The 24,931-nt window shown below is 71.1% G+C and carries 25 protein-coding genes; 16 read left to right on the top strand and 9 right to left on the bottom strand.

All coding sequences use genetic code 11. The features are described from left to right. Nucleotides 1–83: 83 nt before the first annotated feature. The gene (locus AC3ANN_RS10815) at nt 84–2,057 is read left to right on the top strand and encodes a GDSL-type esterase/lipase family protein (RefSeq protein ID WP_488337408.1); all 1,974 of its coding nucleotides are present in this window, start codon (nt 84–86) and stop codon (nt 2,055–2,057) included. Here the strand turns inward: AC3ANN_RS10815 and AC3ANN_RS10810 are convergent, their stop codons facing one another. Together AC3ANN_RS10810 and AC3ANN_RS10805 are read right to left on the bottom strand one after the other, a co-directional pair. After that, complete coding sequence (locus tag AC3ANN_RS10810; RefSeq protein WP_488337407.1) at nt 2,058–2,741, bottom strand: response regulator; 684 nt, start codon at nt 2,739–2,741, stop codon at nt 2,058–2,060. Next, the gene (locus AC3ANN_RS10805) at nt 2,738–3,997 is read right to left on the bottom strand and encodes a sensor histidine kinase (RefSeq protein WP_488337406.1); all 1,260 of its coding nucleotides are present in this window, start codon (nt 3,995–3,997) and stop codon (nt 2,738–2,740) included. The genes AC3ANN_RS10810 and AC3ANN_RS10805 overlap by 4 nt, the downstream gene beginning before the upstream one ends. 181 nt (nt 3,998–4,178) lie before the next feature. Here AC3ANN_RS10805 and AC3ANN_RS10800 point away from each other — a divergent pair, with 181 nt between their 5' ends. Continuing rightward, entirely contained in the window at nt 4,179–5,630 is a 1,452-nt protein-coding gene (locus tag AC3ANN_RS10800; RefSeq protein ID WP_488337405.1) for a cation:dicarboxylate symporter family transporter, read from the top strand. A gap of 75 nt (nt 5,631–5,705) precedes the next feature. Here the strand turns inward: AC3ANN_RS10800 and AC3ANN_RS10795 are convergent, their stop codons facing one another. Then, a complete protein-coding gene (locus AC3ANN_RS10795; protein WP_488337404.1) occupies nt 5,706–5,891 on the bottom strand; it encodes a hypothetical protein in 186 nt (61 codons plus the stop codon). A 17-nt stretch (nt 5,892–5,908) separates the two neighbouring features. Further along, nucleotides 5,909–6,091: a DUF5302 domain-containing protein gene (locus AC3ANN_RS10790; RefSeq protein ID WP_488337403.1), complete on the bottom strand. Its 183-nt coding sequence runs from the start codon at nt 6,089–6,091 to the stop codon at nt 5,909–5,911. A 329-nt stretch (nt 6,092–6,420) separates the two neighbouring features. Between AC3ANN_RS10790 and AC3ANN_RS10785 the strand changes: the two genes are divergently transcribed. The 7 genes from AC3ANN_RS10785 to AC3ANN_RS10755 all read left to right on the top strand — a co-directional run bounded on the left by AC3ANN_RS10785 (nt 6,421) and on the right by AC3ANN_RS10755 (nt 15,510). Then, complete coding sequence (locus AC3ANN_RS10785; RefSeq protein ID WP_488337402.1) at nt 6,421–8,700, top strand: polyribonucleotide nucleotidyltransferase; 2,280 nt, start codon at nt 6,421–6,423, stop codon at nt 8,698–8,700. Nucleotides 8,701–8,899: 199 nt separating this feature from the next. After that, nucleotides 8,900–9,958, top strand: a complete 1,059-nt coding sequence (locus tag AC3ANN_RS10780; protein WP_488337401.1) for an aldo/keto reductase — start codon at nt 8,900–8,902, stop codon at nt 9,956–9,958. Between the two features lie 115 nt (nt 9,959–10,073). Continuing rightward, nucleotides 10,074–10,676, top strand: a complete 603-nt coding sequence (locus AC3ANN_RS10775) for a histidine phosphatase family protein (RefSeq protein ID WP_488337400.1) — start codon at nt 10,074–10,076, stop codon at nt 10,674–10,676. Nucleotides 10,677–10,876: 200 nt separating this feature from the next. Beyond that, entirely contained in the window at nt 10,877–11,845 is a 969-nt protein-coding gene (locus AC3ANN_RS10770) for a hypothetical protein (protein ID WP_488337399.1), read from the top strand. Between the two features lies 1 nt (nt 11,846). Further along, nucleotides 11,847–13,535, top strand: a complete 1,689-nt coding sequence (locus AC3ANN_RS10765; protein WP_488337398.1) for an efflux RND transporter periplasmic adaptor subunit — start codon at nt 11,847–11,849, stop codon at nt 13,533–13,535. Next, entirely contained in the window at nt 13,532–14,209 is a 678-nt protein-coding gene (locus tag AC3ANN_RS10760) for an ABC transporter ATP-binding protein (RefSeq protein WP_488337397.1), read from the top strand. Before AC3ANN_RS10765 ends, AC3ANN_RS10760 begins: the two co-directional genes overlap by 4 nt. Further along, nucleotides 14,206–15,510: an ABC transporter permease gene (locus tag AC3ANN_RS10755; RefSeq protein WP_488337396.1), complete on the top strand. Its 1,305-nt coding sequence runs from the start codon at nt 14,206–14,208 to the stop codon at nt 15,508–15,510. The genes AC3ANN_RS10760 and AC3ANN_RS10755 overlap by 4 nt, the downstream gene beginning before the upstream one ends. Before the next feature lie 21 nt (nt 15,511–15,531). Here the strand turns inward: AC3ANN_RS10755 and AC3ANN_RS10750 are convergent, their stop codons facing one another. Next, nucleotides 15,532–16,005, bottom strand: coding sequence for a GNAT family N-acetyltransferase (locus AC3ANN_RS10750; RefSeq protein ID WP_488337395.1), 474 nt, complete (start codon nt 16,003–16,005; stop codon nt 15,532–15,534). A 61-nt stretch (nt 16,006–16,066) separates the two neighbouring features. Here AC3ANN_RS10750 and dapB point away from each other — a divergent pair, with 61 nt between their 5' ends. Both dapB and AC3ANN_RS10740 read left to right on the top strand, forming a co-directional pair. Continuing rightward, entirely contained in the window at nt 16,067–16,882 is an 816-nt protein-coding gene (gene dapB / locus AC3ANN_RS10745) for a 4-hydroxy-tetrahydrodipicolinate reductase (protein WP_488337394.1), read from the top strand. After that, nucleotides 16,879–17,325 (top strand): tetratricopeptide repeat protein, encoded by a 447-nt coding sequence (locus AC3ANN_RS10740; RefSeq protein WP_488337393.1) that lies wholly within the window; start codon nt 16,879–16,881, stop codon nt 17,323–17,325. Before dapB ends, AC3ANN_RS10740 begins: the two co-directional genes overlap by 4 nt. A 140-nt stretch (nt 17,326–17,465) precedes the next feature. Here AC3ANN_RS10740 and AC3ANN_RS10735 read toward each other — a convergent pair whose 3' ends face one another. From AC3ANN_RS10735 to AC3ANN_RS10720, 4 genes are all read right to left on the bottom strand, one after another. Continuing rightward, entirely contained in the window at nt 17,466–18,407 is a 942-nt protein-coding gene (locus AC3ANN_RS10735) for a TIGR01777 family oxidoreductase (protein WP_488337392.1), read from the bottom strand. Continuing rightward, nucleotides 18,400–18,825, bottom strand: a complete 426-nt coding sequence (locus AC3ANN_RS10730; protein WP_488337391.1) for an OsmC family peroxiredoxin — start codon at nt 18,823–18,825, stop codon at nt 18,400–18,402. The genes AC3ANN_RS10735 and AC3ANN_RS10730 overlap by 8 nt, the downstream gene beginning before the upstream one ends. Before the next feature lie 47 nt (nt 18,826–18,872). Continuing rightward, on the bottom strand, nt 18,873–19,517 hold the full coding sequence (locus AC3ANN_RS10725) for a DUF4395 domain-containing protein (protein ID WP_488337390.1): 645 nt from the start codon (nt 19,515–19,517) through the stop codon (nt 18,873–18,875). Nucleotides 19,518–19,578: 61 nt separating this feature from the next. Then, nucleotides 19,579–20,016, bottom strand: a complete 438-nt coding sequence (locus AC3ANN_RS10720) for a TlpA family protein disulfide reductase (RefSeq protein ID WP_488337389.1) — start codon at nt 20,014–20,016, stop codon at nt 19,579–19,581. 107 nt (nt 20,017–20,123) lie between these two features. Here AC3ANN_RS10720 and AC3ANN_RS10715 point away from each other — a divergent pair, with 107 nt between their 5' ends. The 5 genes from AC3ANN_RS10715 to AC3ANN_RS10695 are packed head-to-tail and all read left to right on the top strand — an operon-like array spanning nt 20,124 to nt 24,886. Then, a complete protein-coding gene (locus tag AC3ANN_RS10715) occupies nt 20,124–20,933 on the top strand; it encodes a thymidylate synthase (protein WP_488337388.1) in 810 nt (269 codons plus the stop codon). Further along, nucleotides 20,930–21,439 (top strand): dihydrofolate reductase, encoded by a 510-nt coding sequence (locus AC3ANN_RS10710; RefSeq protein ID WP_488337387.1) that lies wholly within the window; start codon nt 20,930–20,932, stop codon nt 21,437–21,439. Before AC3ANN_RS10715 ends, AC3ANN_RS10710 begins: the two co-directional genes overlap by 4 nt. 10 nt (nt 21,440–21,449) lie before the next feature. Next, a complete protein-coding gene (locus AC3ANN_RS10705) occupies nt 21,450–22,211 on the top strand; it encodes an SDR family NAD(P)-dependent oxidoreductase (RefSeq protein WP_488337386.1) in 762 nt (253 codons plus the stop codon). Between the two features lie 18 nt (nt 22,212–22,229). After that, a complete protein-coding gene (dapA, locus tag AC3ANN_RS10700; RefSeq protein WP_488337385.1) occupies nt 22,230–23,207 on the top strand; it encodes a 4-hydroxy-tetrahydrodipicolinate synthase in 978 nt (325 codons plus the stop codon). Beyond that, entirely contained in the window at nt 23,204–24,886 is a 1,683-nt protein-coding gene (locus tag AC3ANN_RS10695; protein WP_488337384.1) for a ribonuclease J, read from the top strand. The genes dapA and AC3ANN_RS10695 overlap by 4 nt, the downstream gene beginning before the upstream one ends. Nucleotides 24,887–24,931: the final 45 nt, after the last annotated feature.

Here is a 24,931-nt window from a genome sequence, read left to right as displayed (position 1 = left end):
CTGCCTCGGAGCATCGGGTGAACACTTGCGCGCGGACGCGGTTCGCGGCATCCGCCGCCGCCGTGCCCCGTCAGCCTGGACTCGTGAGAGTCGCACTGCTCGCCGAATCGTTCCTGCCCCACATGAACGGCGTCACGGGGTCGGTCCTCCAGGTCCTCCGCCACCTCGAGGCGGAGGGCCATGAGACGCTCGTCATCGCGCCGAGGGCCGGCGAGGTCACCGCCGACCTGCACGGCGCGCGCACCGAGCTGCTGCGTTCGGTGCCGCTGCCGTCGTATCCGGACGTGCGCGTGGTGTTCGCCCGCGCGGCGCGATTGGCGGCGATCCTGCGCGACTTCGACCCCGACGTCGTGCACCTGGCCTCGCCGTTCGTGCTGGGCTGGCAGGGCGTTGCGGTCGCCGATGCGCTCCGCATCCCGTCGGTCGCGGTGTACCAGACCGATGTCGTCGCATACGCGGAGAAGTACGGGATGCCGCAGGCCGCGGTCCTCGTCGGCCGACATGTCGCGCGACTCCACCGCCGGGCCACGCTCACGCTGGCGCCGTCGACCGCATCGCTCCGGCAGCTGGAGGGCCTCGGGGTCGATCGCCTGCGCCGGTGGGGACGCGGTGTCGATGCCGAGCGGTTCCGGCCGGAGCGCCGGAGCGAGGCGTGGCGGCAACGCATCGCGCCGGGAGAGACGGTCATCGGCTACGTGGGCCGGCTCGCCCCCGAGAAGCAGGTGGAGGACCTCGCCGCGCTCGCCGATCTCTCGGGCACGCGTCTGGTGATCGTGGGCGACGGTCCCGCGCGTGGGGCGCTCGAAGCCGCGCTCCCGGGTGCCGTCTTCACGGGACAGCTCGGCGGCCTCGAGCTCGCCGAGGCGCTCGCGAGCTTCGACGTCTTCGTCCACCCGGGCGAGAGCGAGACCTTCGGCCAGACGATCCAGGAGGCGCTCGCCAGTGGCGTGCCGGTCGTGGCCACCGGCGTCGGCGGGCCCGTCGATCTGGTGCGATCCAGCGTCGACGGCTGGCTCTACCGCCCCGGCGACCTCGGCGACCTGCGGGCGCGCGTCTCCGACCTCGTCGGCGACGACGGCAAGCGTCACGCCTTCGCCGCCGCCGCCCGCGAGTCTGTAAGGGAGCGCACGTGGGCCGCGCTGTGCGAACGGCTGGTCGGGCACTACGAGGAGGCACGGATGCTGCGCCCCATCGACGACGCGCAGTCGCGGCGCGTCGCGATCCGTCCCGCCCCGCCCCGGCCTCGCGCCGCCGAGTCCCGCGGCTGGTCGCGGTTCGTCGCACTCGGCGACTCGCTCACCGAGGGCCTGTGCGATGCCTCCCGCATGCCGTCGGGCGAGTATCGCGGATGGGCCGACCGGCTCGCGCAGCTGCTCGCGCACTCGCGCGCCGATCGGGCGCCCTTCCGCTACGCGAACCTCGCCGTGCGCAGCCGCCGTGTCGCGCACCTCGTCGACGAGCAGGTGCCACGCGCTCTCGCGCTGCGCCCCGACCTCGTGTCGATCCTCATCGGCGCCAACGACCTCGTCGGCCGCGCCGTCGATCCCATCGCTCTCGCCGCGGTGCTCGCGGGTGCGGTCCGCACGCTTCGGGATGCCGGGATCGACGTCCTGCTCGTGACGCCGTTCCTGCCGCGCCGGCGGGCCGCCGTGCTGTTCGCGCGCCGCTTCGCCGTGTACGCCTCGGAGCTGCGGAGAATCGCGGCCGACACCGGAGCGATCCTGCTCGATCTCGACGCGCTGCCCGCCATCGGCGAGCTCGAGCTGTGGGCGGACGACAAGGTCCACCTGCGCTCCCGCGGCCATCGCTTCCTCGCGTATCGCGCGGCCGAGGCTCTGGGGGTGCCCGATGCGGAGGCGCTCGGCGGGCTGGACGCCGCCCTTCATGCCGATGACGATCCCATCGCGCAGGGCACCTGGCTGCGCCGTGACGCGCTGCCGTGGGTGTGGCGGCGCCTTCGAGGCCGCACGGCCGGGGACGGGCTCGACCCGAAGCACGCCGACTACGTGCTCATCGGCGGCGACGGGCAGGTGCGCAGCGACGTGCGGGCCGGCTGATCAATCACTCCCGCTCCAGCGGTACTCCGACTCGGGCCGGCCGGGGCTTCCGTATCGCGGAGCGCGGGTCGCCCGTTCCGACGAGACGAGATGCTCGAGATATCGTCGGGCGGCGACGCGCGACATCCCGAGCCGCTCAGCCGCTTCGGCGGCCGAGATCGGCCCATGCTCACGCACCTCTGCCGTGACGCGCTCGAGCGTGGCGCTCGAGAGGCCCTTCGGCAGCTCGGTCGCGATCGTGGGACGGAACGCGCCCAGCAACGCGTCGATCTCCGACTGGGTCGGCGCGCCCGCCGCCGCACGGGCCCGATGGCGGTACTCGCGATACTGCTCCAGACGCTCGCGGAAGACTGCGAACGTGAAGGGCTTGACGAGGTATTGCGAGACTCCGAGGCTGACCATCTGACGCACGACATCCGCGTCGCGCACGCCGGTGATGGCGATCACGTCTATGTCGGATCCTCGGGCGCGCGCGTGCCGGAGGACGTCGAGCCCGGTGCCATCGGGCATCGTCACATCCAGCAGCACGAGGTCGATCCCGGCTCGGCGATCGAGAATCGCGGTCAGGGCCGCCCTGGCGCCCGTGCACTCCGCAGCCACGCGGAATCCGTCGATGCGCTCGATGTACGTCCGATGAAGCTCGAGCGTGAGCGCGTCGTCGTCGACCAGCAGGACCCCGATCATCGGCGCCTCGCCGGGAGGGTCGCGGTGAAGGTTGTGGGGGAGGAGGTCAGCGCAATGCTGCCGCCCGTACCCTCGACGATCGAGCGGACCAGCGCGAGCCCGACGCCTCTTCCGGCGGCGTCCGCCGGCTTGGTCGAGAACCCGTGTTCGAAGATGCGCTCGCGCAGCCCGTCCGGCACGCCCGCCCCGCTGTCGGACACGACGACGCGCAGCCGATCTGCCGGCGCGGGCTCGAACGCGACCCGCACCCACCGGGGCGTGTCGCCGGCTGCCGCCGCATCGAGGGCGTTGTCGATGAGGTTTCCCACGACCGAGACCGCATCGACCGGTGACAGCGCGCTGGCCGGGGCGGTCGGGTCGATGTCGGCGATCCAGTCGACGCCGCGTTCCCTCGCCTGCGCCGCCTTGCCGAGGAGAAGGGCCCCGACGGTGGGATCGCCGTCCGTCCGCGCCGCCACCTGGTCCACGAGCGCCTGGCTCTGCCGCGAGGTCTCGGTGAGGATGTCGATCGCCTCATGGGTGCGTCCTAGCTCGAGGAGAGACACCGCCGTGTGCATGCGGTTGCCGTGCTCATGGGTCTGTGCGCGCAGCGCCTCGCCCAGAGTGCGGACCGACTCGTACGACGCCACCGCGTCGCGGATGCTCCCCGCGGGGAGGTCGCCGGCGACCCGTCGAGTCGTGCGCCGGGCGACGAGGGCGCCGGCCAGCCCCGCTGCCAGCACGGCCAGGGCGATGACGATCACGGACGGCAGGCGAGGCGTGAGGTCCGAGGCGATGCTGCCCACGGTGCGACCCACCGATACCCATCCGACCAGCTCCGCGTCCAGTGCGATCGGGACGATCGTGCGCACCGACGGGCCCAGGGTTCCCGCGAATTCCTCGGTGAGCGAGGTGGGCGCGGCCGGGATCGTGCCGATGTAGGGCCGGCCGATCTCGGCAGGGTCCCGGTGCGTCATCCGGATGCCGTCGGGCGTCATGATCGTGACGAAGTCCACGCCGACGCTCGCCATGATCGCCTCGGCGTACGGCTGCAGCGTCGTCGAGGGCCGCTCACCCTGCAGGGTCTCGGCGACGGTGGGCGCCGCCGCGATGCTCGCCGCCACGGCGCCGGTGACCTCCTCCGCCTCGACCCGCGCCGAGCGCTGGGCGTCCAGGACGAGGAGCGCGGCGAGCACCGCGGCGAGCACCACCACCCCGCCGGTGACGGCGACGAACACCAGCGATGCCGCGCTGGTACGGCGAGTCCGCTCCGACACTCGCACCTCCTCGTGCCCTGCTGGCGTCCATCTTCGCGCGCTCGATGCTCGGCTGCGGAGTCAGCGCGACCAATACGACCACAACTCGCCACCCGACGCGACGGACTGCACTGTGAGGTCCACGCCACGACCCCGCTCGGGTCCGGCGCTCGGACAACGACTGTTCCTATAGGAGGCGATGATGGCTCTTTCGACCCGGACGACTTCGTTCACCCTTCCCGGTTTCAACTGGCGCCGCGGCAAGCAGGCATGGGACAAGCACACGTGGCTGTATGTCGCAGTCATCGCCGCCGTCGTGCTGGGGGCCGCCGTCGGCCTCGTGTGGCCCGATGTCGGCGTCGCCCTCAAGCCGCTCGGCGAGGCATTCGTCGGATTGATCAAGATGATGATCGCCCCCATCATCTTCTGCACGATCGTCGTCGGGGTCGGCTCGATCGCGAAGGCCGCCACCGTGGGGAAGATCGGCGGCCTGGCGCTGATGTACTTCATGGTGATGTCGACCTTCGCGCTGGCGATCGGCCTCGTGGTCGGAAACCTCCTGCATCCCGGTGAGGGCCTGAACATGACTGCGTCGACGTACGAGGCGACGGGGGAGGCCCAGACCACGCAGGAGTTCATCCTGGGGATCATCCCCGCGACCTTCTTCTCGGCGTTCACGGGCGAGAGCGTGCTCCAGGTGCTCTTCGTCGCCCTGCTGGTCGGGTTCGCGCTGCAGCAGATGGGTGACAAGGGTCAGCCGATCATGAACGCCGTCAAGCACCTGCAGGCACTCGTGTTCCGCATCCTCGGGATGATCCTGTGGCTCGCCCCGATCGGAGCGTTCGGGGCGATCGCGGCGGTCGTCGGCAACACGGGCGTCGCGGCGATCTGGGCCCTGGGTACGCTGATGATCGCTTTCTACATCACGTGCCTCGTGTTCATCGTCGGGATCCTCGGGACCCTGCTCTATGCGGTCACCCGGGTCAACCTGTTCAGCCTGATGAAGTACCTCGGGCGCGAGTACCTCCTGATCGTGGGCACGTCCTCGTCGGAATCGGCGCTGCCGCGCCTCATCGCCAAAATGGAGCACCTCGGTGTCTCGAAGCCCGTCGTAGGGATCACCGTCCCCACCGGGTACTCCTTCAACCTCGACGGCACGGCGATCTACCTGACGATGGCATCGCTGTTCATCGCGAGCGGCATGGGGGCACCGATGTCGATCTCGGAACAGATCGGGCTGCTCGTGTTCATGATCATCGCGTCGAAGGGAGCCGCGGGGGTCACCGGTGCGGGCCTCGCCACGCTCGCGGGCGGGCTGCAGGCGTACCGTCCCGACCTGGTCAACGGAGTCGGCGTCATCGTCGGCATCGACCGATTCATGTCGGAGGGCCGCGCGCTCACCAACTTCACGGGCAACGCCGTCGCGACGGTGCTGATCGGCTCCTGGACCAAGGAGTTCGACGCGGCGCGTGCCCGCAGGGTGCTCGCCGGAGACGTGCCTTTCGACGAGACGACCCTCTCGGGCGGCGATCACGACGGGATGTCGCAGGCGCCGGACGCGGTGGGCGTACAGGGCCTGGAGGCGGCCGCGGTTGCCGAGGCCGAGGCAAAGGAGCGGCGCGCTCGGGAGCGGGCGGTCCTGCTCAGCCGCTGACCCCTCTGATCCGCGTCCGTTCGCGTGCGCGAGCGGACGCGGATCTCGACTCGTGGGCGCATCGCCCGGTCGACCTCACGTGCGGGGATCGATCTCGCCGGCTTCGATCGCCGACTCCCGCTCCTCGTCCTCCAGCTCGTCCACGTCCTCCTCGATCGCCTCGAGCGGGTCGATCGTGGGCGGCGGCAGTTCGAGCTCCGCGTCGTCGTCGATCGGCACGTCGCGGTCGTCGTCGGGAATGCGCTCGCGGAAATCGCTCATGTCACACCTGCTGACCTCTACCCGCTCTTGCGGCGGAACTCGCGCTTGGTCACCGCACCGTGCGTGCCGTGGATCGCCGAATCCCCATCCAGATGGGACTCTCCGGAGCGCTGCTGCGCGTTCTTCTTGTCGAGGGCTTCCTTGAACTTGCGCTTCATCTCTTCGGATGCCGCGCTCGCCGGCTTGTCGTCGGTGCTCATGGTCCAACCCTAGGTGCGGCATCCGACGGCCGCCAGGGATGCCGGGAATCCGGCGCCCGCTGATAGGCTGGCTCGGGTTGCCCTCGGGCATCCGCTCAATTCCATATGAGCACAGTGCCCATTCGGGCATGTGGAGCAGGCCGGCAGGAAGCTGGTCCCCTGTGGTGGGTTCCCCGTCGTCGACGCGCGCCGGGTGGTCTTCTACTGGTGACCAGCGCTGGTGAGTCCCGCGGCACCCCCGCGCGCCGAGATCTGCCTGTTCCTGCTCCTTCGCATCAAGCTCGTGCGCGAGACGCGCGTGCGAGCCTAAAAAAAGAAGGAGAGACCTCTTGGAAGGTCCAGAAATCACCGCCGCCGAAGCCGTCCTCGACAACGGACGATTCGGCACCCGCACCGTCCGGTTCGAGACCGGGCGACTCGCGCAGCAGGCGCAGGGCGCCGTCGCCGCGTACCTCGACGAGGAGACGATGCTCCTCTCGGCCACCAGCGCCGGCAAGCACCCGCGCGAGGGCTTCGACTTCTTCCCGCTGACCGTCGACGTCGAAGAGCGCTCGTACGCGGCGGGCAAGATCCCCGGCTCGTTCTTCCGCCGCGAGGGTCGTCCCTCGACCGAGGCGATCCTCGTGTGCCGTCTCATCGACCGTCCGCTGCGCCCGTCGTTCGTCGACGGCCTCCGCAACGAGGTGCAGATCGTCGTCACGGTGCTCTCGATCGCACCCGGCGAGTTCTACGACGCGCTGGCGATCAACGCCGCCTCGCTGTCGACCCAGATCTCGGGTCTGCCGTTCTCGGGCCCGATCGCCGGTGTCCGCCTCGCGCTCATCCCGGGCCACGGCGAGCACGCCGACCAGTGGGTCGCGTTCCCGAACACCAAGCAGCTCGAGGAGGCCGTCTTCGACCTCATCGTCGCGGGCCGCGTGCTCGAGGACGGCGACGTCGCGATCATGATGGTCGAGGCCGAGGCCACCGAGCACAGCTGGAACCTCATCAAGGCGGGCGCCACCAAGCCGAGCGAAGAGATCGTCGCACAGGGCCTCGAGGCCTCGAAGCCGTTCATCAAGGAGCTCGTCGCGGCGCAGAACGTCGTGGCGAACACCGCGGCGAAGGAGATCCAGGAGTACCCGGTCTTCCCTGCGTACAGCCAGGAGGTCTACGACTTCGTCGCCGGCCGCGCATACGACGAGCTCGTCGGCATCTACCAGATCGCCGACAAGACCGAGCGCAACAACGCCGACGACGCCCTCCGCGACCGCGTCAAGGGCGAGCTGCTCGCCGCGGTGGAGGCGAACGAGCTTCCCGCCGTCGCGACGATCGAGTTCTCGGCTGCGTACAAGTCGGTCACCAAGAAGATCGTCCGCGGCCGCATCCTCACCGAGGGCGTCCGCATCGACGGTCGCGGCCTCGCGGACATCCGCCCGCTCGACGCCGAGGTGCAGGTCATCCCGCGCGTCCACGGCTCGGCGATCTTCCAGCGCGGTGAGACCCAGATCCTGGGTGTCACGACGCTGAACATGCTCAAGATGGAGCAGCAGATCGACTCGCTGTCGCCCGTCACGCACAAGCGCTACATGCACCACTACAACTTCCCGCCGTACTCGACGGGTGAGACGGGTCGTGTCGGAAGCCCCAAGCGCCGCGAGATCGGCCACGGCTTCCTCGCCGAGCGCGCGCTCGTGCCGGTGCTGCCCGGCCGCGAGGAGTTCCCGTACGCCATCCGCCAGGTGTCCGAGGCGCTCGGGTCGAACGGCTCGACGTCGATGGGCTCGGTGTGCGCCTCGACCCTGTCGCTGCTGAACGCCGGTGTGCCGCTGCGCGCGCCGGTCGCGGGCATCGCGATGGGCCTCGTGTCGGACCAGGTCGACGGCCAGACGCGCTACGCCGCGCTGACCGACATCCTCGGCGCCGAAGACGCCCTGGGCGACATGGACTTCAAGGTCGCCGGCACGAGCGAGTTCGTCACCGCGATCCAGCTCGACACCAAGCTCGACGGCATCCCGTCGTCTGTGCTGTCGGCCGCTCTGACGCAGGCCAAGGAGGCGCGCCTCACGATCCTCGGCGTCCTCAACGCCGCGATCGACGGCCCGGACGAGATGGCGCCGACCGCTCCGCGCGTGATCAGCGTGCAGATCCCGGTCGACAAGATCGGCGAGCTCATCGGTCCCAAGGGCAAGACGATCAACGCGATCCAGGACGAGACCGGTGCCGACATCTCCATCGAGGAGGACGGCACCGTCTACATCGGCGCCGTCGACGGCCCGTCGGCCGAGGCCGCCCGCGCCCAGGTCAACGCGATCGCCAACCCCACCAACCCGGAGGTCGGCGAGCAGTTCCTCGGCACCGTGGTGAAGATCGCGACGTTCGGCGCGTTCATCTCGCTCCTGCCCGGCAAGGACGGCCTGCTGCACGTCAGCGAGGTCCGCAAGCTCGCCGGCGGCAAGCGCGTCGAGAACGTGGAGGACGTGCTGGGCGTCGGTCAGAAGCTCCTGGTGCGCATCACCAAGATCGACGACCGCGGCAAGCTCTCGCTCGAGCCGGTGCTCGAAGAGGCCGCCGACCAGGAAGGCCGCGCGGCGGCCAACCCGGGTCCGGAGGCTCCCGCCGAAGGCTGAGCGCGGCGATTCGCGGATGCCCGTCCGCTCCCGGAGGGGAGGGGGCGGGCATCCGTCGTGATCAAAGCGTTATGCAATGTTTATCGGCAGTTCGCCGCGGCGGGCTGAGTCCGGGCCGCTCTGCCCTACCCTCTAAGTACGCGCCGGGGGGGCGCGGCAGTGATCACGAGGCTCTTCGGGTCGCGTGAGGGGGTGGCACATGGCTTATTTCGGCGTTGACTCGACGCTCCCGTCGACGAGCCCGGACGCGGCAGCCACCGGTGCCGCGCAGGGGGCCGCCCCGGACGGAGTGCACCCGTCGGCGCCCATCCCCGTGCAAGGTCCGGGTGTGGGCAGCAACGTGCGCGTCGCGCTCGACGAGAGCGGCCTGTCGGTGTTCCCCCTCATCCTCGGTGCGGCCGAGTTCGGCTGGAACGTCGACCTCGAGTCGAGCCACGCCATCCTCGACGCGTACGCCGAGCTCGGCGGCAACGCCGTGCACACGTCCGACAGCTTCTCGAGCGGCCGCAGCGAGCACATCGTCGGGCAGTGGCTGCATTCGCGGGGTCTGCGCGACGACGTCGTGCTCGCGGTGCGGGTCGGCGGCCACGCCGACAACCCCGGACTCGGTCCGGTGAACCTGGTGCGGGCCGTCGAGGCGTCGCTGACGCGGCTGCGCACCGATCGCATCGACGTGCTCTACCTCGACGCGACGGGCGATCGCAGCACCGCGCTCGAAGACACCCTCGCCACCGCGGAGTGGCTCGTGGAGACGGGCAAGGCCCGCACGATCGGAGCGATGGGCTACACCGCGGCTCAGCTCGTCGAGGCGCGCATCTTCGCGTCGGCGGGGTATCCGCGCATCACGGTGCTGGACGTCCCGTTCAACGTCTTGCGCCGCCACGAGTTCGACGCGGACCTGCGGCTCGTCGCGGGCGCCCAGGGGATGGCCGTGACACCGTCGCACGCGCTCGAGCACGGGTTCCTGGCGGGTCGTCTGCGCTCCAAGCAGCGCGGGTCGCTGTCGGTGCGCGGCGCCCAGCTCGCGGCGAATCTCAACCGCCGCGGCAACCGGACTCTGCGCGCGCTCGACGCGGTGGGTGCGGAGCTGGGCGTTCCCGATGCCGCGGTGGCGGTGGCCTGGCTGCTCGCTCAGAAGCTCGTCACCGCGCCGATCGTCAACGCGTACGCACCCGGCCAGGTCGAAGAGCTCGTGCAGGGCGTGGGCGTGCGCCTCAGCCGTGCGCAGCTGGCCGACATCGCCCGGGCATCCGAGTAGCACACGCACGGCCGGCCATGCAACCGTCCACAGCGCCGGGTGCGGCATCCGCCGCGTGTCGTAGGGTGGAAGAGGTGCCCCATCGGGGCACGCGACCCCCGACGGAGTGAGCTGCGTGACGCACTACATCTACCTCGTGCGGCATGGCGAGCATCAGGATGCCGAGCACGGACTCGTCGACGGACCGCTCTCTCCGCGCGGCCGTCGCCAGGCGTCGCTCCTGGCGGACCGGCTCTCGGGCGTGCCCTTCGACGCGGTGTGGCACTCGCCGCTCGAGCGCGCGAGCCAGACGGCGCGCGCCGTCGCCGAGCGGATGCCCTCTCTGTCGCCCGAGCCTTCCGCCCTGCTGTTCGACTGCGTGCCGACGGGCATGACCGAGGAGACGCCCACCGTGTTCGAGCCGTTCTTCGGCTCGGTGACCGAGGCGGAGGTGGAGGCGGGCCGCGCACAGATGTCGGACGCGGTCAGCGAGTTCCTGGTACGCAAGCGGGGTGAGGTGCACGAGCTGCTCATCACCCACAACTTCGTGATCTCGTGGTTCGTGCGCGAGGTGCTGCAGGCGCCGGACTGGCGCTGGATGACGCTCAACCAGGCTCACTGCGGACTGACCGTCATCGCGCAGAAGCAGGGGCGTCCGTGGACGCTTCTGTCGCACAACGACATGTCGCACCTGCCGGTCGAGCTGCGCACTGGTCTGCCCGAGCTCTACCCGGTCTGAAGCCGGGTAACGGTTCGGCAACGCTTGAGCGGCGCGTGTCAGGGAACCGGCGCCCGCGGACACATCCTTTGTGACAGGGCCCATCCAGCGCAGCTCGGACACTCGCGCGGCTGAGGCGCCCAGTTCGCCGAAGCGGTCAGCGCGATCGACGCGATGCCCACCGAGGTGCTCGTCGTCGGTCATCCCCCAACGGAGTCGCCATGCGCACAACCGCCCCGCTCGCCCTCGCCGCCGCCGTCGTCGTGACGGCCGCTCTCACCGCCTGTTCCGGGCAGGCCTCCGGCGGCGCCCCCGATCCGGTGGATTCGCCGTTGAACAAGTACATGTCGGCGGTGTGGGGCGGTGATCTGTCCGAGAAGGAGCAGCAGGCGCGGTTCGAGAAGGAGAACAAGCAGCGCGAGGAGCTCATCGCGGAATGCATGGCGGAGGAGGGTTTCGAGTACATCCCGGTCGTGCAGAACGGCGGCATGGTGTTCTCGGGCGACGAGTGGAAGCCCGAGGACCGCGAGTGGGTGGCGCAGTACGGCTACGGGATGGTGAACTTCCCCGGCCGCGACGATCCGGCCCCCACCGACGAGGAGTGGGTCGATCCCAACCAGGACTACGTCATGAGCCTGTCGGAGTCGGAGCAGCAGGCGTACTACGAGACTTTGAGCGGCCCCCCGGTCCCCGAGGACCAGCTCGACGAGGACGGCTCGTACGAGTGGAACTGGGAGACGGCGGGCTGCCACGGGTACGCCCAGCACGAGATGGAGCAGCAGAACCCGGCGATGTCCGATGAGTTCGAGCCGCTCATGAAGGACATCGAGGAGTTCTGGACCGAGACCCAGGAATCCGACGCGTTCGACGAGATCAACGCCGAGTGGAGCTCGTGCATGGCCGACGCCGGCCACTCCGGCTACGACGCTCAGGCCGATGCCCAGATGCAGTTCAACGAAGAGCTCAACGAGTACTACGAGAACCAGACCGAGTGGGTCGAGGACGACCCCGAGCTCGCGAGGCTCGGCGAACGCGAGATCGAGATCGCGCTGGCCGATCTCGAATGCCGCGAGAAGACCGGGTACCGTGCCGCCCACGCGGAGATCCAGTTCGCACTGGAGGAGGAGTTCATCGCCGACCACAAGGCCGAGCTCGACGCGCTGAAGGCGGCCGCGGAGCAGGGTCGCTGACGTGGCGGAACCTCGAGACGCCGCCCTTCCCGAGGCGGCGGCGGCCGACGTACCGCTCGCAGACGAGTCGGGCGCCGAGCCCGGCGAGGGCGCGGCCGCGTCGGCTGACGCCTTCGACGATCTGCTGGATCCGGATGCCGGCGCCGATGTCGACCGCCCGGTGGACGGCGAGGCCGAGGCCGAGCGCGCGCGCGTGGGATGGGCGACGCGCTGGCGGCGCGTGTTCGACGGCAACCGCGCGCTGTGGATCGTCGCGGTGATCGCCGTGGCCAGTCTGGCCGCCGGCCTCCTGGTCGGCCGCTTCGTCATCTCACCGGCCGAGGCGGCCGCGCGCGCCGACCCGCCGGAGCCCGGTCTCATCACCGTGCCCGTGGAATACGGCCCGCTCAGCAACGACGTCACGATCCGCGGCGAGGTCGGCTACGCCGACGCGGTCGAGGTCACCCTCGACACGTCGTCGCTGTCGGGACCGGCCATCGTCACCGGCCGCGTCCCGGAGGCCGGCGCGGAGTTCGGCCCGCTCTCGATCGCGCTCGAGATCGCCGGCCGCCCGGTCATCGTCCTCCCGGGCGACCTCCCTGCGTACCGATCGCTGCGGTTCGGGATGTCGGGACCTGACGTCACGCAGTTCAAGCAGGCGATGGCCGCGGTGGGCATCGACGCGGGGGATCCGGCATCCGACGTATTCGACGCGGCTGCCGCGCAGGCCGTCGTCGCGCTCTACGAGAGGGCCGGCTATCTGCCGCCGCCCGCCCCGGAGGGCGCCGACGAGGCGGCTCAGGCAGCGGCCGAAGGGGTGACCGCGGCCCAGCAGTCGCTGACGGCGGCCGAGGAGGAGCTGGCGAGCGCCCGGTCCGGCGCTTCGGCGGTCGCGCTGCGCGAGGCCGACAACCAGGTCGCGAGCGCGCAGCGGGAGCTCGATGCGGCGAAGTCCGCAGATCCGGTCCTTCCCCTGGTCGTCGCCGACCTGGAGGACGCCCTCGCCCTCGCGAAGCTCCGGAGGGACGAGGTCGCCGCGCCGCCGGACACGCGCATGCAGCGCGCCGCCGTCGACGCCGCGCGCACGCAGCTCGCGCAGGCGCAGGAGGCCGTGACACGCGCCCGCGAGGAGGCGCTGCCGCACCTGCCGTCGAGCGAGGTGCTGTACCTCGGATCGCTGCCGCGGCGTGTGGACGCCGTGACCGCCGCGCGCGGCGGGCTGCTGCAGGGGGTCGCGATGACCGTCTCGGGTGCGACCCTCGAGCTGACCGGATCGGCCGCCGAGCCGGACGCGCAGCTGCTGGAGGTCGGCGGCGAAGCCACGTTCGAGCTTCCCGACGGCGCGGCCCACCGCGCGGTGATCGCCGAGATCGTCCCGGGCGAGGGCTCGGACGACCGCTGGACGATCGGCTTCGCGCCCGACCCGCTGACACCCGAACAGGTCATGCAGCTGCAGGGTGCCAACGTCCGGGTGTCGATCCCTGTCGGCGCGACGGCGGGTGACGTGCTGTACGTGCCGCTCGCCGCGGTGACCGCCGGCCCCGGCGGCGAGAGCCGCGTCGAGGTCGTCGACGGCGACCCCCGCGAGGGCGACCGCGCCGAGACGCGGCTGGTGGTGGTCGAGACGGGCCTCGCCGCCGACGGCTCGGTCGAGGTGCGCGCCGAGGAGGGCGAGCTCGAGGAGGGCGACCTCGTCGTGGTGGGGCGATGACGACGCCCCTGGTCGAGCTGCGCGACGTCACGCGCTCGTTCCCCGGTCCGCCCGAGGTGCAGGCGCTCAAGGGCGCGTCGCTGCGCATCGACCCGGGGGAGTACGTGTCGATCGTCGGACCGAGCGGCTCGGGCAAGTCCACGATGCTCAACATCCTGGGGCTGCTCGATCGCCCGAGCGTCGGCGAGTACCGCATCGAAGGGCATCTGACCGGCGACCTCAGCGAGGATCAGCGAGCGGCGGTGCGGGCCCACCGCATCGGCTTCGTGTTCCAGTCCTTCCACCTCATGGCGCGGCGCACGGTGCTCGACAACGTCCTCATGCCGATGCTCTACAGCGGGGTTCCCCGGCCCGAGCGGGAGGTCCGGGCGCGGGAGGTGCTCGATCGCGTCGGGCTGCGGCACCGTGTCGGCTTCCTGCCCGGCACCCTCTCGGGGGGCGAGCGTCAGCGCGTCGCCGTCGCGCGCGCGGTCGTGAGTCGTCCGAGTCTCGTGCTCGCCGACGAGCCGACCGGCAACCTCGATGCGAACACCACCGGGGGCGTGCTCGACCTGTTCGACGAGCTCAACGCCGAGGGACTGACTCTCGTCGTCATCACACACGACCCCACGGTCGCCGCACGCGCCGGCCGGCGGATCCGCATCGCGGACGGCCGGCTGCAGGAGGTCGCATGAGCAGCGCGGTCGTCGACGAAGCAGGCACCACGAGGGCGGCCTCCGCGGCGGAGGAGGCGACCCCGCTCGTGCCGAAGGTCGCTCGCGCCGACCGGTACACGTTCGGCGACCTTCTCGTCGAGGCGACGGCCGACATCGGCACCAGGCCGGCGCGACTCGCTATGACCGTGGCCGGCACGATCCTCGGGATCGGCGCCCTGGTCGCGACGCTCGGCTTCGCGCAGACCGCGGCCGGGCAGATCGCACGTCAGTTCGATGCGGTCGCCGCGACGCAGGTCGTGGTCGAGCCGGCGTCGGCGCGCACCGCGTCGGGGTCGGAGGTCGCCACGTCGACACTGCCGTGGGATGCCGCCGATCGCGTGTCGCGGCTCGTCGGCGTGGAGGCCGCCGCGCTCATCGGCGAGGCCGACCTCGGCGAGGAGACGATCACGGCCGTGCCGGTGAACGATCCGTCGGCCCCGGCGGTGGCCTCGCCGCCGCTGGTCGGCGCGACCGCGGACGTGCTGGCGGTGACCGATGCCCGCGTGGTCACCGGCCGCATGTTCGACGTCGGCCACGACCGGCGCGGTGATCGCGTGGCGGTGCTCGGTGCCCGGGCCGCTGAGCGGCTCGGCGTGAACCGGGTCGACAGCCAGCCTTCGATCTTCGTGGCGGGACTGGCGTATGCCGTCATCGGAATCTTCGACGAGCCCGAGCGCCGCGCCGACCTCCTCGACGCCGTCGTGGTGCCGATCTCTGCCGCGCGAGCCGACGCGGCGCTCGCGGGCGCAGACGAGCTCGTGATCCGGATCGCCCCGGGAGCGGGCCCGCAGGTGGCCGAACAGGCGGCGATCGCCCTCGCGCCCGACGCGCCCGACTCGTTCGACGTGTCGGCGCCGGCGGGCCGCTCGGACCTCAGCAGCAGCGTCCAGGCGGATGTCAACGTCGTCTTCCTGATCCTCGGCGCCATCGTCCTCCTCGCCGGCGGCCTCGGGATCGCGAACGTGACGATGCTGACGGTGATGGAGCGCACGCCCGAGATCGGCCTGCGACGAGCGCTCGGCGCGACCGGACGACAGATCGCCGCGCAGTTCGTGGTCGAGTCGATCGTGATCGGCCTGCTCGGCGGGCTCATCGGCGCGTCGCTCGGCGTGATGGCCGTGGTCGGGGTCTCACTGCTGCAGGGATGGACACCGATCGTCGACCCGTTGGTGGCGGTCGGCGGTGCGGTCCTCGGCGCCGTCGTCGGGCTCGTGGCGGGCGGCATCCCCGCCCGACGCGCCGCACGCATCGAGCCGGTGACGGCGCTCCGCTCCGCCTGACGGTCGCAGGCCCCCGGCGGCTCAGAGCACTTTGCCGAACCAGCGCGTGGCGTTCGGGTTGTCGTTGTACGGCTCGACCGGCACGAACCCGGTGCGCGCATAGAGAGCCGCCGCCGCCTCGAGCGAGTGGTGCGTGTCGAGCACCAGTTCTCGCGCGCCGAACGCACGCGCACGAGTCTCCAGCTCGTCCATCAACAGGCGTCCCCATCCGCGCCCGCGCGTCGCGGGTCGCAGGTACAGGTGCTTCACCTCGTAGCGGGTGCCGTGGGGGCCGTCTGCGATGAGACGGATGCCGGCGCAGCCGACCGGCGTGCCCTCGTCGTCGTCCAGCACGACGAAGACGCCGGCGGGAGGAACGAACGCCGCCGGATCGGGGAACGTCGTGCGATACGCGACGTCGAGGGCGGCGAAGCCGTCGGTGCGGGCTTGGAAGTACTCGGCGAGGAGCTCGTGCGCGTCGGGGGCGTCGACGGCGGACGGACGGAGGGTCACCACCCGTCCAGCGTACGAGTCCCGCGGGCCGGGTGGATCCGGACGCGCGCCTAGGATGGAGGCCATGACGACGCGCGTGGCCATCGTGGGCGGCACCGGCAAACTCGGCGGGATCATCCGCGACGTGGTCGAGGCCGAGCCCGGATACGAGGTGGCCGCTGTGCTGTCCTCACGCTCCGAGCTCGCCGAGCTCGATGGTGCCGACCTCGTGGTCGACGCCTCGACGCCCGCTGTCTCCATCGACATCGTGCGCGCCGCGATCGAGCGCGGCATCAACGTGCTGGTGGGAACGTCCGGATGGTCGGCCGAACGCGTCGCCCTCATCCGCCCGCTCGTCGACGCCGCAGGTACGGGCGCGGTGTTCATCCCGAACTTCTCGCTCGGATCCGTGCTCGGATCGGCCCTCGCCGCCGCAGCGGCGCCGTACTTCCCGTCGATCGAGATCGTCGAGGCCCACCGCGAGACGAAGATCGACTCGCCGAGCGGCACCGCGGTGCGCACCGCGGAGCTGATCGCCGCCGCGCGGACGGAGGTCGGACCGGTCGAGTCGCCTCATGTCGATCAGCGCGCGCGCGGACAGCAGGTCGCGAGCGTCCCGATCCACTCGCTGCGGCGCCCCGGCGTCATCGCGCGGCAGGAGACGATCCTCTCGGGTGCGGGGGAGTCGCTCACCGTCGTGCACGACACCATCGAGCCGGCGCTGGCCTATGCCCCCGGCATCCGTCTCGCCCTCGACGCGGCACGCGACGCGACGGGAGTCGTCATCGGCCTCGACAGCCTCATCGACATCGGGGTGGGTCGCCGCGCCCGCACCGCCGACGCCGCGCCGGTCGCGGAAGACGGCGTTCCCGGTCAGGTCGCGCGGGTCACCGGGGCATGAACGCGCGCATCGGCGTCGCCGTGATGGCGGCGCTGCTGGCGCTGTACATCGTGCTCGTCGGCCAGCGCGCGTGGATCCTGCTGACCAGCGGCGATCCGATCGGCGTGGCGATGGGGGCGGGGCTCGTCGTGCTGCCGCTGCTGGCGGCGTGGGGGCTCGGCCGCGAGCTCCACTTCGGCGCCCGTGCGCAACAGCTCGGCAGGCGGCTCGAGCGCGAAGGCGGTCTCCCGCAGGATGAGGTCACGGTGCGCCCCAGCGGACGTGTCGTGCGCGAGGACGGCGATGCCGTGTTCCCGCGGTATCGCGACGACGTCGAGGCGCACCCCGACGACTGGCGTGCGTGGTACCGGCTGGGGCTCGCCTACGACGCCGCGGGCGATCGGCGCCGCGCCCGTGAGGCCGTGCGCACCGCGATCCGGCTGGAATCCGCCGACCGCGCCTGAAGCCGGTCACGTCCTCACCTCGCCGAGTCGACGTGCGAGAACGCTCCTCGGCGAGGGCGACACGCCGGCGACGGATGCCTCGACGCGGCGTGTCGCCTGACGGACTGGTGTTTTCGCACGCCCGTGAGCGAGCGCGCTGCTCAGCTCGCGGCGGGGACCACCGCGGCGACGGCATCTTCGACGGTCCGGTGTCTGAACGCGAAACCCGACTCCTCCAGCACCTCGGGCACGACGTGCATGTCGGCCGTGAGCAGTGCCTGGGTCGCGTCGCGGCCCAGCACGAGCTTCATGGCCCACGCCGGCGCGCGCACCAGGTAGGGCCGGTTCATGCGGACCGCGACGGCGAACCCCAGGTCGTTGGCCGTCGCACGCGTGGGCCCCGCCAGATTAACCGGTCCCTCGATGCGCGTTTCGATCACGTGGCGGATCGCGCGCACCTGGTCCTCGAGCGAGATCCACGGCCACGCCTGCGTCCCGCGGCCGATCGGGCCGCCCGCGCCCAGGCGCGTGAGCAGCAGGAGCGGCTTCAGCACCCCGTCCGGATGCACCACGGGCGCCGTGCGCAGCAGCGAGACCCGCGCGTGCGGTCCGGCGGCGAGTGCGGCGCCCTCCCACTCGCCGCACAGGTCCGCGAGGAACGACTCGCCGCGCGGGGAGTGCTCGGTGAGTTGCACTCCCGGCGCCGTGCCGTAGTAGCCCACGGCCGACGCCGACACCAGGTGCGGAGCGTCCGTGCCGAGCTCGCGCGCCGCGCGTGCGAGTGCGCGCGTCGGCGTGATGCGCGACCACACGAGCTGGGATTTGTACGCGCGCGTCCAGGGGAAACGCCCGATGCTCGCTCCGTTGAGGCCGACGACGGCGTCGGCGCCCGCGAGGACCGCCGGGTCGAGGCTCGACGGCGTGGTGAGCCACTCGACTTCGTCGGGCCGCTCGGGCGCGCGCCGCACGAGTCTCGTGACCGAGACGCCGTCGGCGCGCAGGCTCTCGACGAGCGCCGAGCCGATCAGCCCCGACGCGCCGCCGACGACCACCCTCCGGAGCCGCGTCGGACTCCGGTCCTCAGCCGCGGGGGCTTCAGGCAAGCGTCGCCTCGAGCGTGATCTCGATGCCCGCGAGGGCCTGCGAGACGGGGCAGCCCGCCTTCGCCTCCTGAGCGATGCGCTCGAAGTCCTCGGGCTCGATGCCCGGCACGACGGCGTTGACGTTGAGATGGCTGCCGGTGATGCCGGTGCCCGGCTTGAACGTCACCGACGCCGTCGTGTCGATCGACTCCGGGGGAGTGCCGTTGTTCGCCAGCGCGCCCGAGAACGCCATGCAGAAGCACGATGCGTGGGCTGCGGCGATGAGCTCCTCCGGCGTCGTGGTCGTGGTCGAGCCCTCGCTGCGCGCCTTCCAGTTGACGTCGAACGTGCCCAGGCCGGACGAGACGAACGTGACCTCGCCGGAGCCGTCGGTCAGGCCGCCCTTCCAGACGGTGGTGGCTTCGCTCGTGACGGTCATGGGGGCCTCCTCGCTCGGGGAACGCCCGCGGTCGGGGCGTCTCGCGGTCAGCCTAATCGCGACGGATGCCGTGGCGCGACGGGTTGACTGTCATCCGCGCCGCGCTCAGGCGAGACCGCCCGCTGACGCCCGACGATGCCCATGCGCTGCAGCAGCAGGTACAGCTGGCAGCCGAGGCACAGGCCGAAGACGGCGTTGAGGAACGCGGCCATGAATGCCGCGGCCGCGGCGATCACGAGCGCCCACGGCACGCCGGCGAGGTCGAGCAGCAGGCCGATGCCGACGACGAACAGTCCGACGCCCTGGGCGAACCGCGGCGGGCGCGGGTCTTCGAGCTCCGCCGGGGGCGCCAGGCGCGGGGCGACGACTGCGCGGTACAGCACGCCCCATGGCGCGGTGCGCGGCGAGACGGTGCCCCAGAGGAACAGCAGACCGGTCACGAGCAGGAGCAGGAACGCGGGGTCGAGGATCCGCTGGAGCGGAGTGGCGAAGGTGATGAGCCACGGCGTCTGCCCCGAGACGAAGGCGAAGTCCACCCCACCGAACCATCCGAACGGCACGGCGCCGAGCTGCGCCGTGGAGAGTCCCGTCAACCCCAGGAACACCACGACGAGCAGCAGCACCGACGTGATCCCCGCCGCGAAGCGGAGTCCGCGAGGATCCACGCCGCGGCGGGCCGAGGCTGGGCCCACGCGCCCAGAGGCTCTGGGCGACGCGCCAGCGGCGTCTGGAGGGGGCGTGGGGACCGCCGTGTCACGCATTCGCGCCCTCCGCGATCAGCCGGTTCAGCTCGAGCTCGAGCACGTCGCGGCTGGGGGCGCCGCCGAAGCGGGTCTGCACCACGCCGTGGCGGTCGAGGACGAGAGTCGTGGGGGTCTGCAGCACGTGGAAGTGCTTGGCGATGTCGGGCCGGTGCGTCAGGTCGATGTCGAGGTGGCGCACGCCCTCGTGGCTGTCGGCGATCGCCGACAGCGTGCGATGCACGCTCGGGCAGCGCGCGCAGAGCTCGGTGCTGAACTGCAGCAGCGTCGCGAGCTCGCCGAGCCCGTCGGCTCCCAGCCGGTGCGGTTCGACCACCTCGTGCTCGACGTGGCGCTGGGGTCGTGACTGCCGCCAGGTGAGGAAGACCCCGAACGCCACCGTCGCCGCGAGGAGTGCGGCGAGGGCGATCAGAGCGCCGACGAGGGTCACAGCAGATCAGGCTAACCCTTTTCACCTGGACGGTGGCCGCATCCCGGATTGTGACGCTCCCGGCGTAACACGCCCCGGTGTCGTGCGGCGCCGGTATCGTGGCAGCCGTGACGACGCCGATCCCGACCCCGTACGAAGATCTGCTGCGCGATGTGCTGGAGCACGGCACCCACAAGGACGACCGCACGGGCACCGGCACGACGAGCGTCTTCGGGCGTCAGATCCGCTTCGATCTGTCGCAGGGCTTCCCGCTCATCACGACCAAGCGCGTGCACTTCACCTCGATCGCCTACGAGCTGCTGTGGTTCCTGCGCGGCGAGTCGAACGTGCGGTGGCTGCAGGAGAACGGCGTCACCATCTGGGACGAGTGGGCGGATGCCGAGGGCGAGCTGGGCCCGGTCTACGGCGTGCAGTGGCGCTCGTGGCCGACGCCGTCGGGCGAGAACATCGACCAGATCCAGCTGGTGCTCGACCAGATCCGTGCGAATCCCGACTCGCGGCGCCTGGTCGTGTCGGCATGGAATCCTGCCGACATCCCCGACATGGCGCTGGCGCCGTGCCACGCGCTGTTCCAGTTCTACGTGGCCGACGGACGGCTGTCGTGCCAGCTGTACCAGCGCAGCGCCGATCTCTTCCTCGGCGTGCCGTTCAACATCGCCTCGTACGCCCTGCTGACCCTGATGGTCGCGCAGCAGGCCGGTCTAGAGCCGGGGGACTTCGTGTGGACCGGCGGCGACTGCCACATCTACGACAACCATCTCGAGCAGGTGCGCGAGCAGCTGACGCGCGACCCCTACCCGTATCCGACGCTGCGCCTGGCGCGCACGCCCGCGTCGATCTTCGACTACACGTTCGAGGACTTCGTGCTCGAGGACTACCGGCATCACCCCGCCATCCGTGGCGCGGTGGCCGTGTGACCGCTCCGGTCGGCCTCATCTGGGCCGAGGCCCGGGGCGGCGTCATCGGCGCGCGGGGCGGCATGCCGTGGCACGTGCCCGAGGATCTCGCGCACTTCAAGAGCGCGACCCTCGGCGCGCCGGTCGTCATGGGCCGGCGCACATGGGAGTCGTTCCCCGAGCGGTTCCGTCCGCTGCCGGGCCGCCGCAACATCGTGGTGACGCGGCAGGACGATTGGGCGGATGCCGGAGCCGAGCGCGCGGCATCCCTCGAGGCCGCACTGGCCGCGGCGGGGGAGACCGACCCCGAGCGGGTCTGGGTCATCGGCGGCGGACAGCTGTACCGCGAGGCGATCGCCCTGGCCGACCGGCTGGATGTGACCGAGCTCGACGTCGACGTCGACGGCGACACCCGCGCACCGGACCGCAGCGACTGGCGCACGATGAGCGTCGACCCACCGGACGGCTGGCACACCTCGCGCACCGGCATCCGGTATCGCTTCCTCGTGCTGGAGCGCGCGACATAGGCTGACCCGCATGACGACGGCGTTGATCACCGGGGCCAGCTCGGGACTCGGAGCGGAGTATGCACGGCAGCTCGCCGCCAAGGGCGCGGACCTGGTGCTCGTGGCGCGCGACCGCGACGCACTCGAGGAGCTCGCCTCCGAGCTGCGGAGCACGCACGGCGTCGAGGTCGAGGTGCTCGCCGCCGACCTGCTCGACGCGGACGAGCGCGCCGAGGTCGAGAGGCGCGTCGCCCACGACGAGCGCCCGGTCGAGGTGCTCGTCAACAACGCCGGCTTCGGGCTGCCGCTGGCGTTCGAGCGCAACGACATCGACGACGAGGTGCGGCATCTGCGCCTCCACGTCGAGGTGCCGATGCGCCTCGCGCACGCGGCGCTCGGCGCGATGCTCGCGCGCGGGCACGGGCGCATCGTCAACGTCGCGTCGATCGCCGCCTACATCCCGCGCTCGACCTACGGCGCGTGCAAGGGGTGGCTCATCAGCTTCAGCCGCTGGGCGAACCTCCGCTACCGCCCGCTCGGCGTGACGGTCACGGCGGTGTGCCCCGGCTACACCCACACCAACTTCCACGAGCGCATGGGCCTGCCGCCCGGCGAGGAGGGGATTCCCGGCGTGCTGTGGCTGGATGCGCGGGACGTCGTCGCCCAGTCGCTGCGTGACGCCGCCCGGGGAAGCGCGGTGTCGGTGCCGTCGCTGCGCTACAAGGCGTTGGCGGCGCTCGCGCGCCTCGCGCCGCCCGCCGTCGCCGCCCGCGTCGGTGAGCGGGGGCGCTGAGACCGATAACCTGAACTCATGACGCATACGGGCAATCCATTCGGACAGGTGCTCGTCGCGCTCGTCACTCCGATGACGGCCGACGGCGAGGTCGACTGGCCCGCCGTCGAGAAGCACATCGACGACGTCATCACGGCAGGTTCCGACGGAATCGTGGTCACCGGCACCACGGGAGAGACCTCCACCCTCACCGACGCCGAGAAGATCCGCCTCGTCGAGGTCGGCAAGGACGTCGCCGCGGGCCGCGCGAAGATCATCACCGGCGGCGGCTCGAACGAGACCGCGCACGCCATCGAGCTCTACAAGGCCAGCGAGAAGGCCGGCGCCGACGGCATCATGATCGTCACGCCGTACTACAACAAGCCGACGCAGGCCGGCATCCTCACGCACTTCCGGCTCGTGGCCGACGCGACCGACCTCCCCGTGATCCTGTACGACATCCCGGGGCGCACGGGCGTGCCGATCCGGTACGAGACGATCCTCCGGCTCGCCAAGCACCCGAACATCCTCGCGATCAAGGACGCCAAGGGCGACTTCAGCGAGGTGAGCCGCGTGCTCAACCAGACCGACCTCATGTACTTCTCGGGCGACGACGCCAACGTCCTGCCGCACCTCTCGATCGGTGCGACGGGCCTCATCGGCGTCACCGCCAACGTCGCGGCGCAGCCCTACCGCGTGATCGTCGACGCGGTCAACCGCGGCGACCTCAAGGCCGCGACGGCCGCGCACATGCAGCTCGAACCACTGGTGCGCGCCGTCATGACCCACGTCCCCGGCACGGTCTCGGCCAAGTACATCCTCCACGGCCTCGGTCGCATCGGCAGCCCGCGGGTGCGCCTGCCGCTGGTCGGACCCGAGGAGTGGGAGGCCGCCAAGATCGAGGACGAGCTCGCCCTCGTCAAGGACGTGCCCGGCGCCGACTTCTCCAACTTCCGTCCCGATCGCAACGCCGCTGCCGGCGGAGCACTGCCGAAGGTCTCGGGTACCACGCGATGAGCATCCCCACCACACCGTTCGACCCGCCCGAGCTCGAGGCCGGAACCCTGCGGATCGTCCCGCTCGGCGGCCTCGGCGAGGTCGGCCGCAACATGACCGTGTTCGAGTACGGCGGGAAGCTGCTGGTCGTCGACTGCGGCGTGCTGTTCCCCGAGGAGCACCAGCCGGGCGTCGACCTGATCCTGCCCGACTTCGAGCCGATCAAGGGCCGCCTCGACGACATCGTCGGCGTTGTGCTCACGCACGGCCATGAGGACCACATCGGGGCGGTGCCGTACCTGCTGAAGCTCAAGGCAGACATACCGATCATCGGGTCGGGGCTGACTCTCGCCCTCACCGAGGCGAAGCTCAAGGAGCATCGCATCAAGCCCTACAGCCTCACGGTGACGGAGGGCCAGCGTGAGAACCTCGGCCCCTTCGAGCTCGAGTTCATCGCCGTCAACCACTCCATTCCCGACGCGCTCGCGGTGGCCGTGCGCACCCCGGCGGGCCTCGTGCTCGCGACGGGCGACTTCAAGATGGACCAGCTGCCGCTCGACGGCCGCCTCACCGACCTCCGTGCGTTCGCGCGGCTCGGCGAAGAGGGCGTCGACCTGTTCCTGGTCGACTCGACGAACGCCGACGTGCCCGGCTTCACACCCCTGGAGCGCTCCATCGGGCCGGTGCTCGACCAGGTCATCGGAAGCGCGCCGCGCCGCGTGATCATCGCGAGCTTCTCCAGCCACGTCCATCGCGTGCAGCAGGTGCTGGATGCCGCGGCCGCCCACGGGCGCCGCGTCGCGCTCCTCGGCCGCAGCATGGTGCGCAACATGACGATCGCCGAGGAGCTCGGCTACCTGCACGTCCCCGAGGACGTGATGATCGACTACAAGAAGGCGCGCGACTTGCCCGACGACCGGATCGTCTACATGTCGACCGGATCCCAGGGCGAGCCGATGGCGGTGCTCAGCCGCATGGCGAACCTCGACCACGCGATCGAGCCCGGGCCGGGCGATACCGTGATCCTCGCGTCGAGCCTCATCCCCGGCAACGAGAACGCCGTTTACCGCGTCATCGACGGACTCACGAAGCTCGGCGCGAACGTCGTCCATAAGGGCAACGCGAAGGTCCACGTGTCGGGCCACGCCGCCGCGGGCGAGCTGCTGTACTGCTACAACATCCTGAAGCCGAAGAACGTGCTGCCCGTGCACGGCGAGTACCGGCACCTCATGGCGAACGCGCGGCTCGCGCAGGACACCGGCATCCCGGCGGAGCGCACGCTCCTCGCCGAGAACGGGACCGTCATCGACCTGCGCGACGGCGAGGCGAAGGCCGTCGGCCAGCTCGACCTCGGTTTCGTCTACGTCGACGGGTCGACGGTAGGCGAGATCACCGACGCCGACCTCAAGGACCGCCGGATCCTCGGCGAAGAGGGGTTCATCTCGGTGATCGTCGTGGTCGACGCCTCCACCGGCAAGGTCATCTCGGGGCCCGAGATCCATGCCAGGGGCTTCGCCGAGGACGCAGCCGTGTTTGAGGATGTCAAGCCGAAGATCGCCGCCGCGCTCGCCGAGGCCGCGAAGTCCGGCGTCCGAGACCCGCACGCGCTGTCGCAGATCGTGCGCCGCACGATCGGGCGCTGGGTGAACCAGTCGCTGCGCCGCCGGCCCATGATCGTGCCGCTCGTCATCGAGGCGTGATGGTTCTCGTCATCGAGGCGTGATGGTTCTCGTCATCGCGGCGTA

Source organism: Microbacterium sp. STRO-2N (genome assembly GCF_057747775.1).
This window is presented reverse-complemented; position numbering and strand designations above follow the sequence as displayed.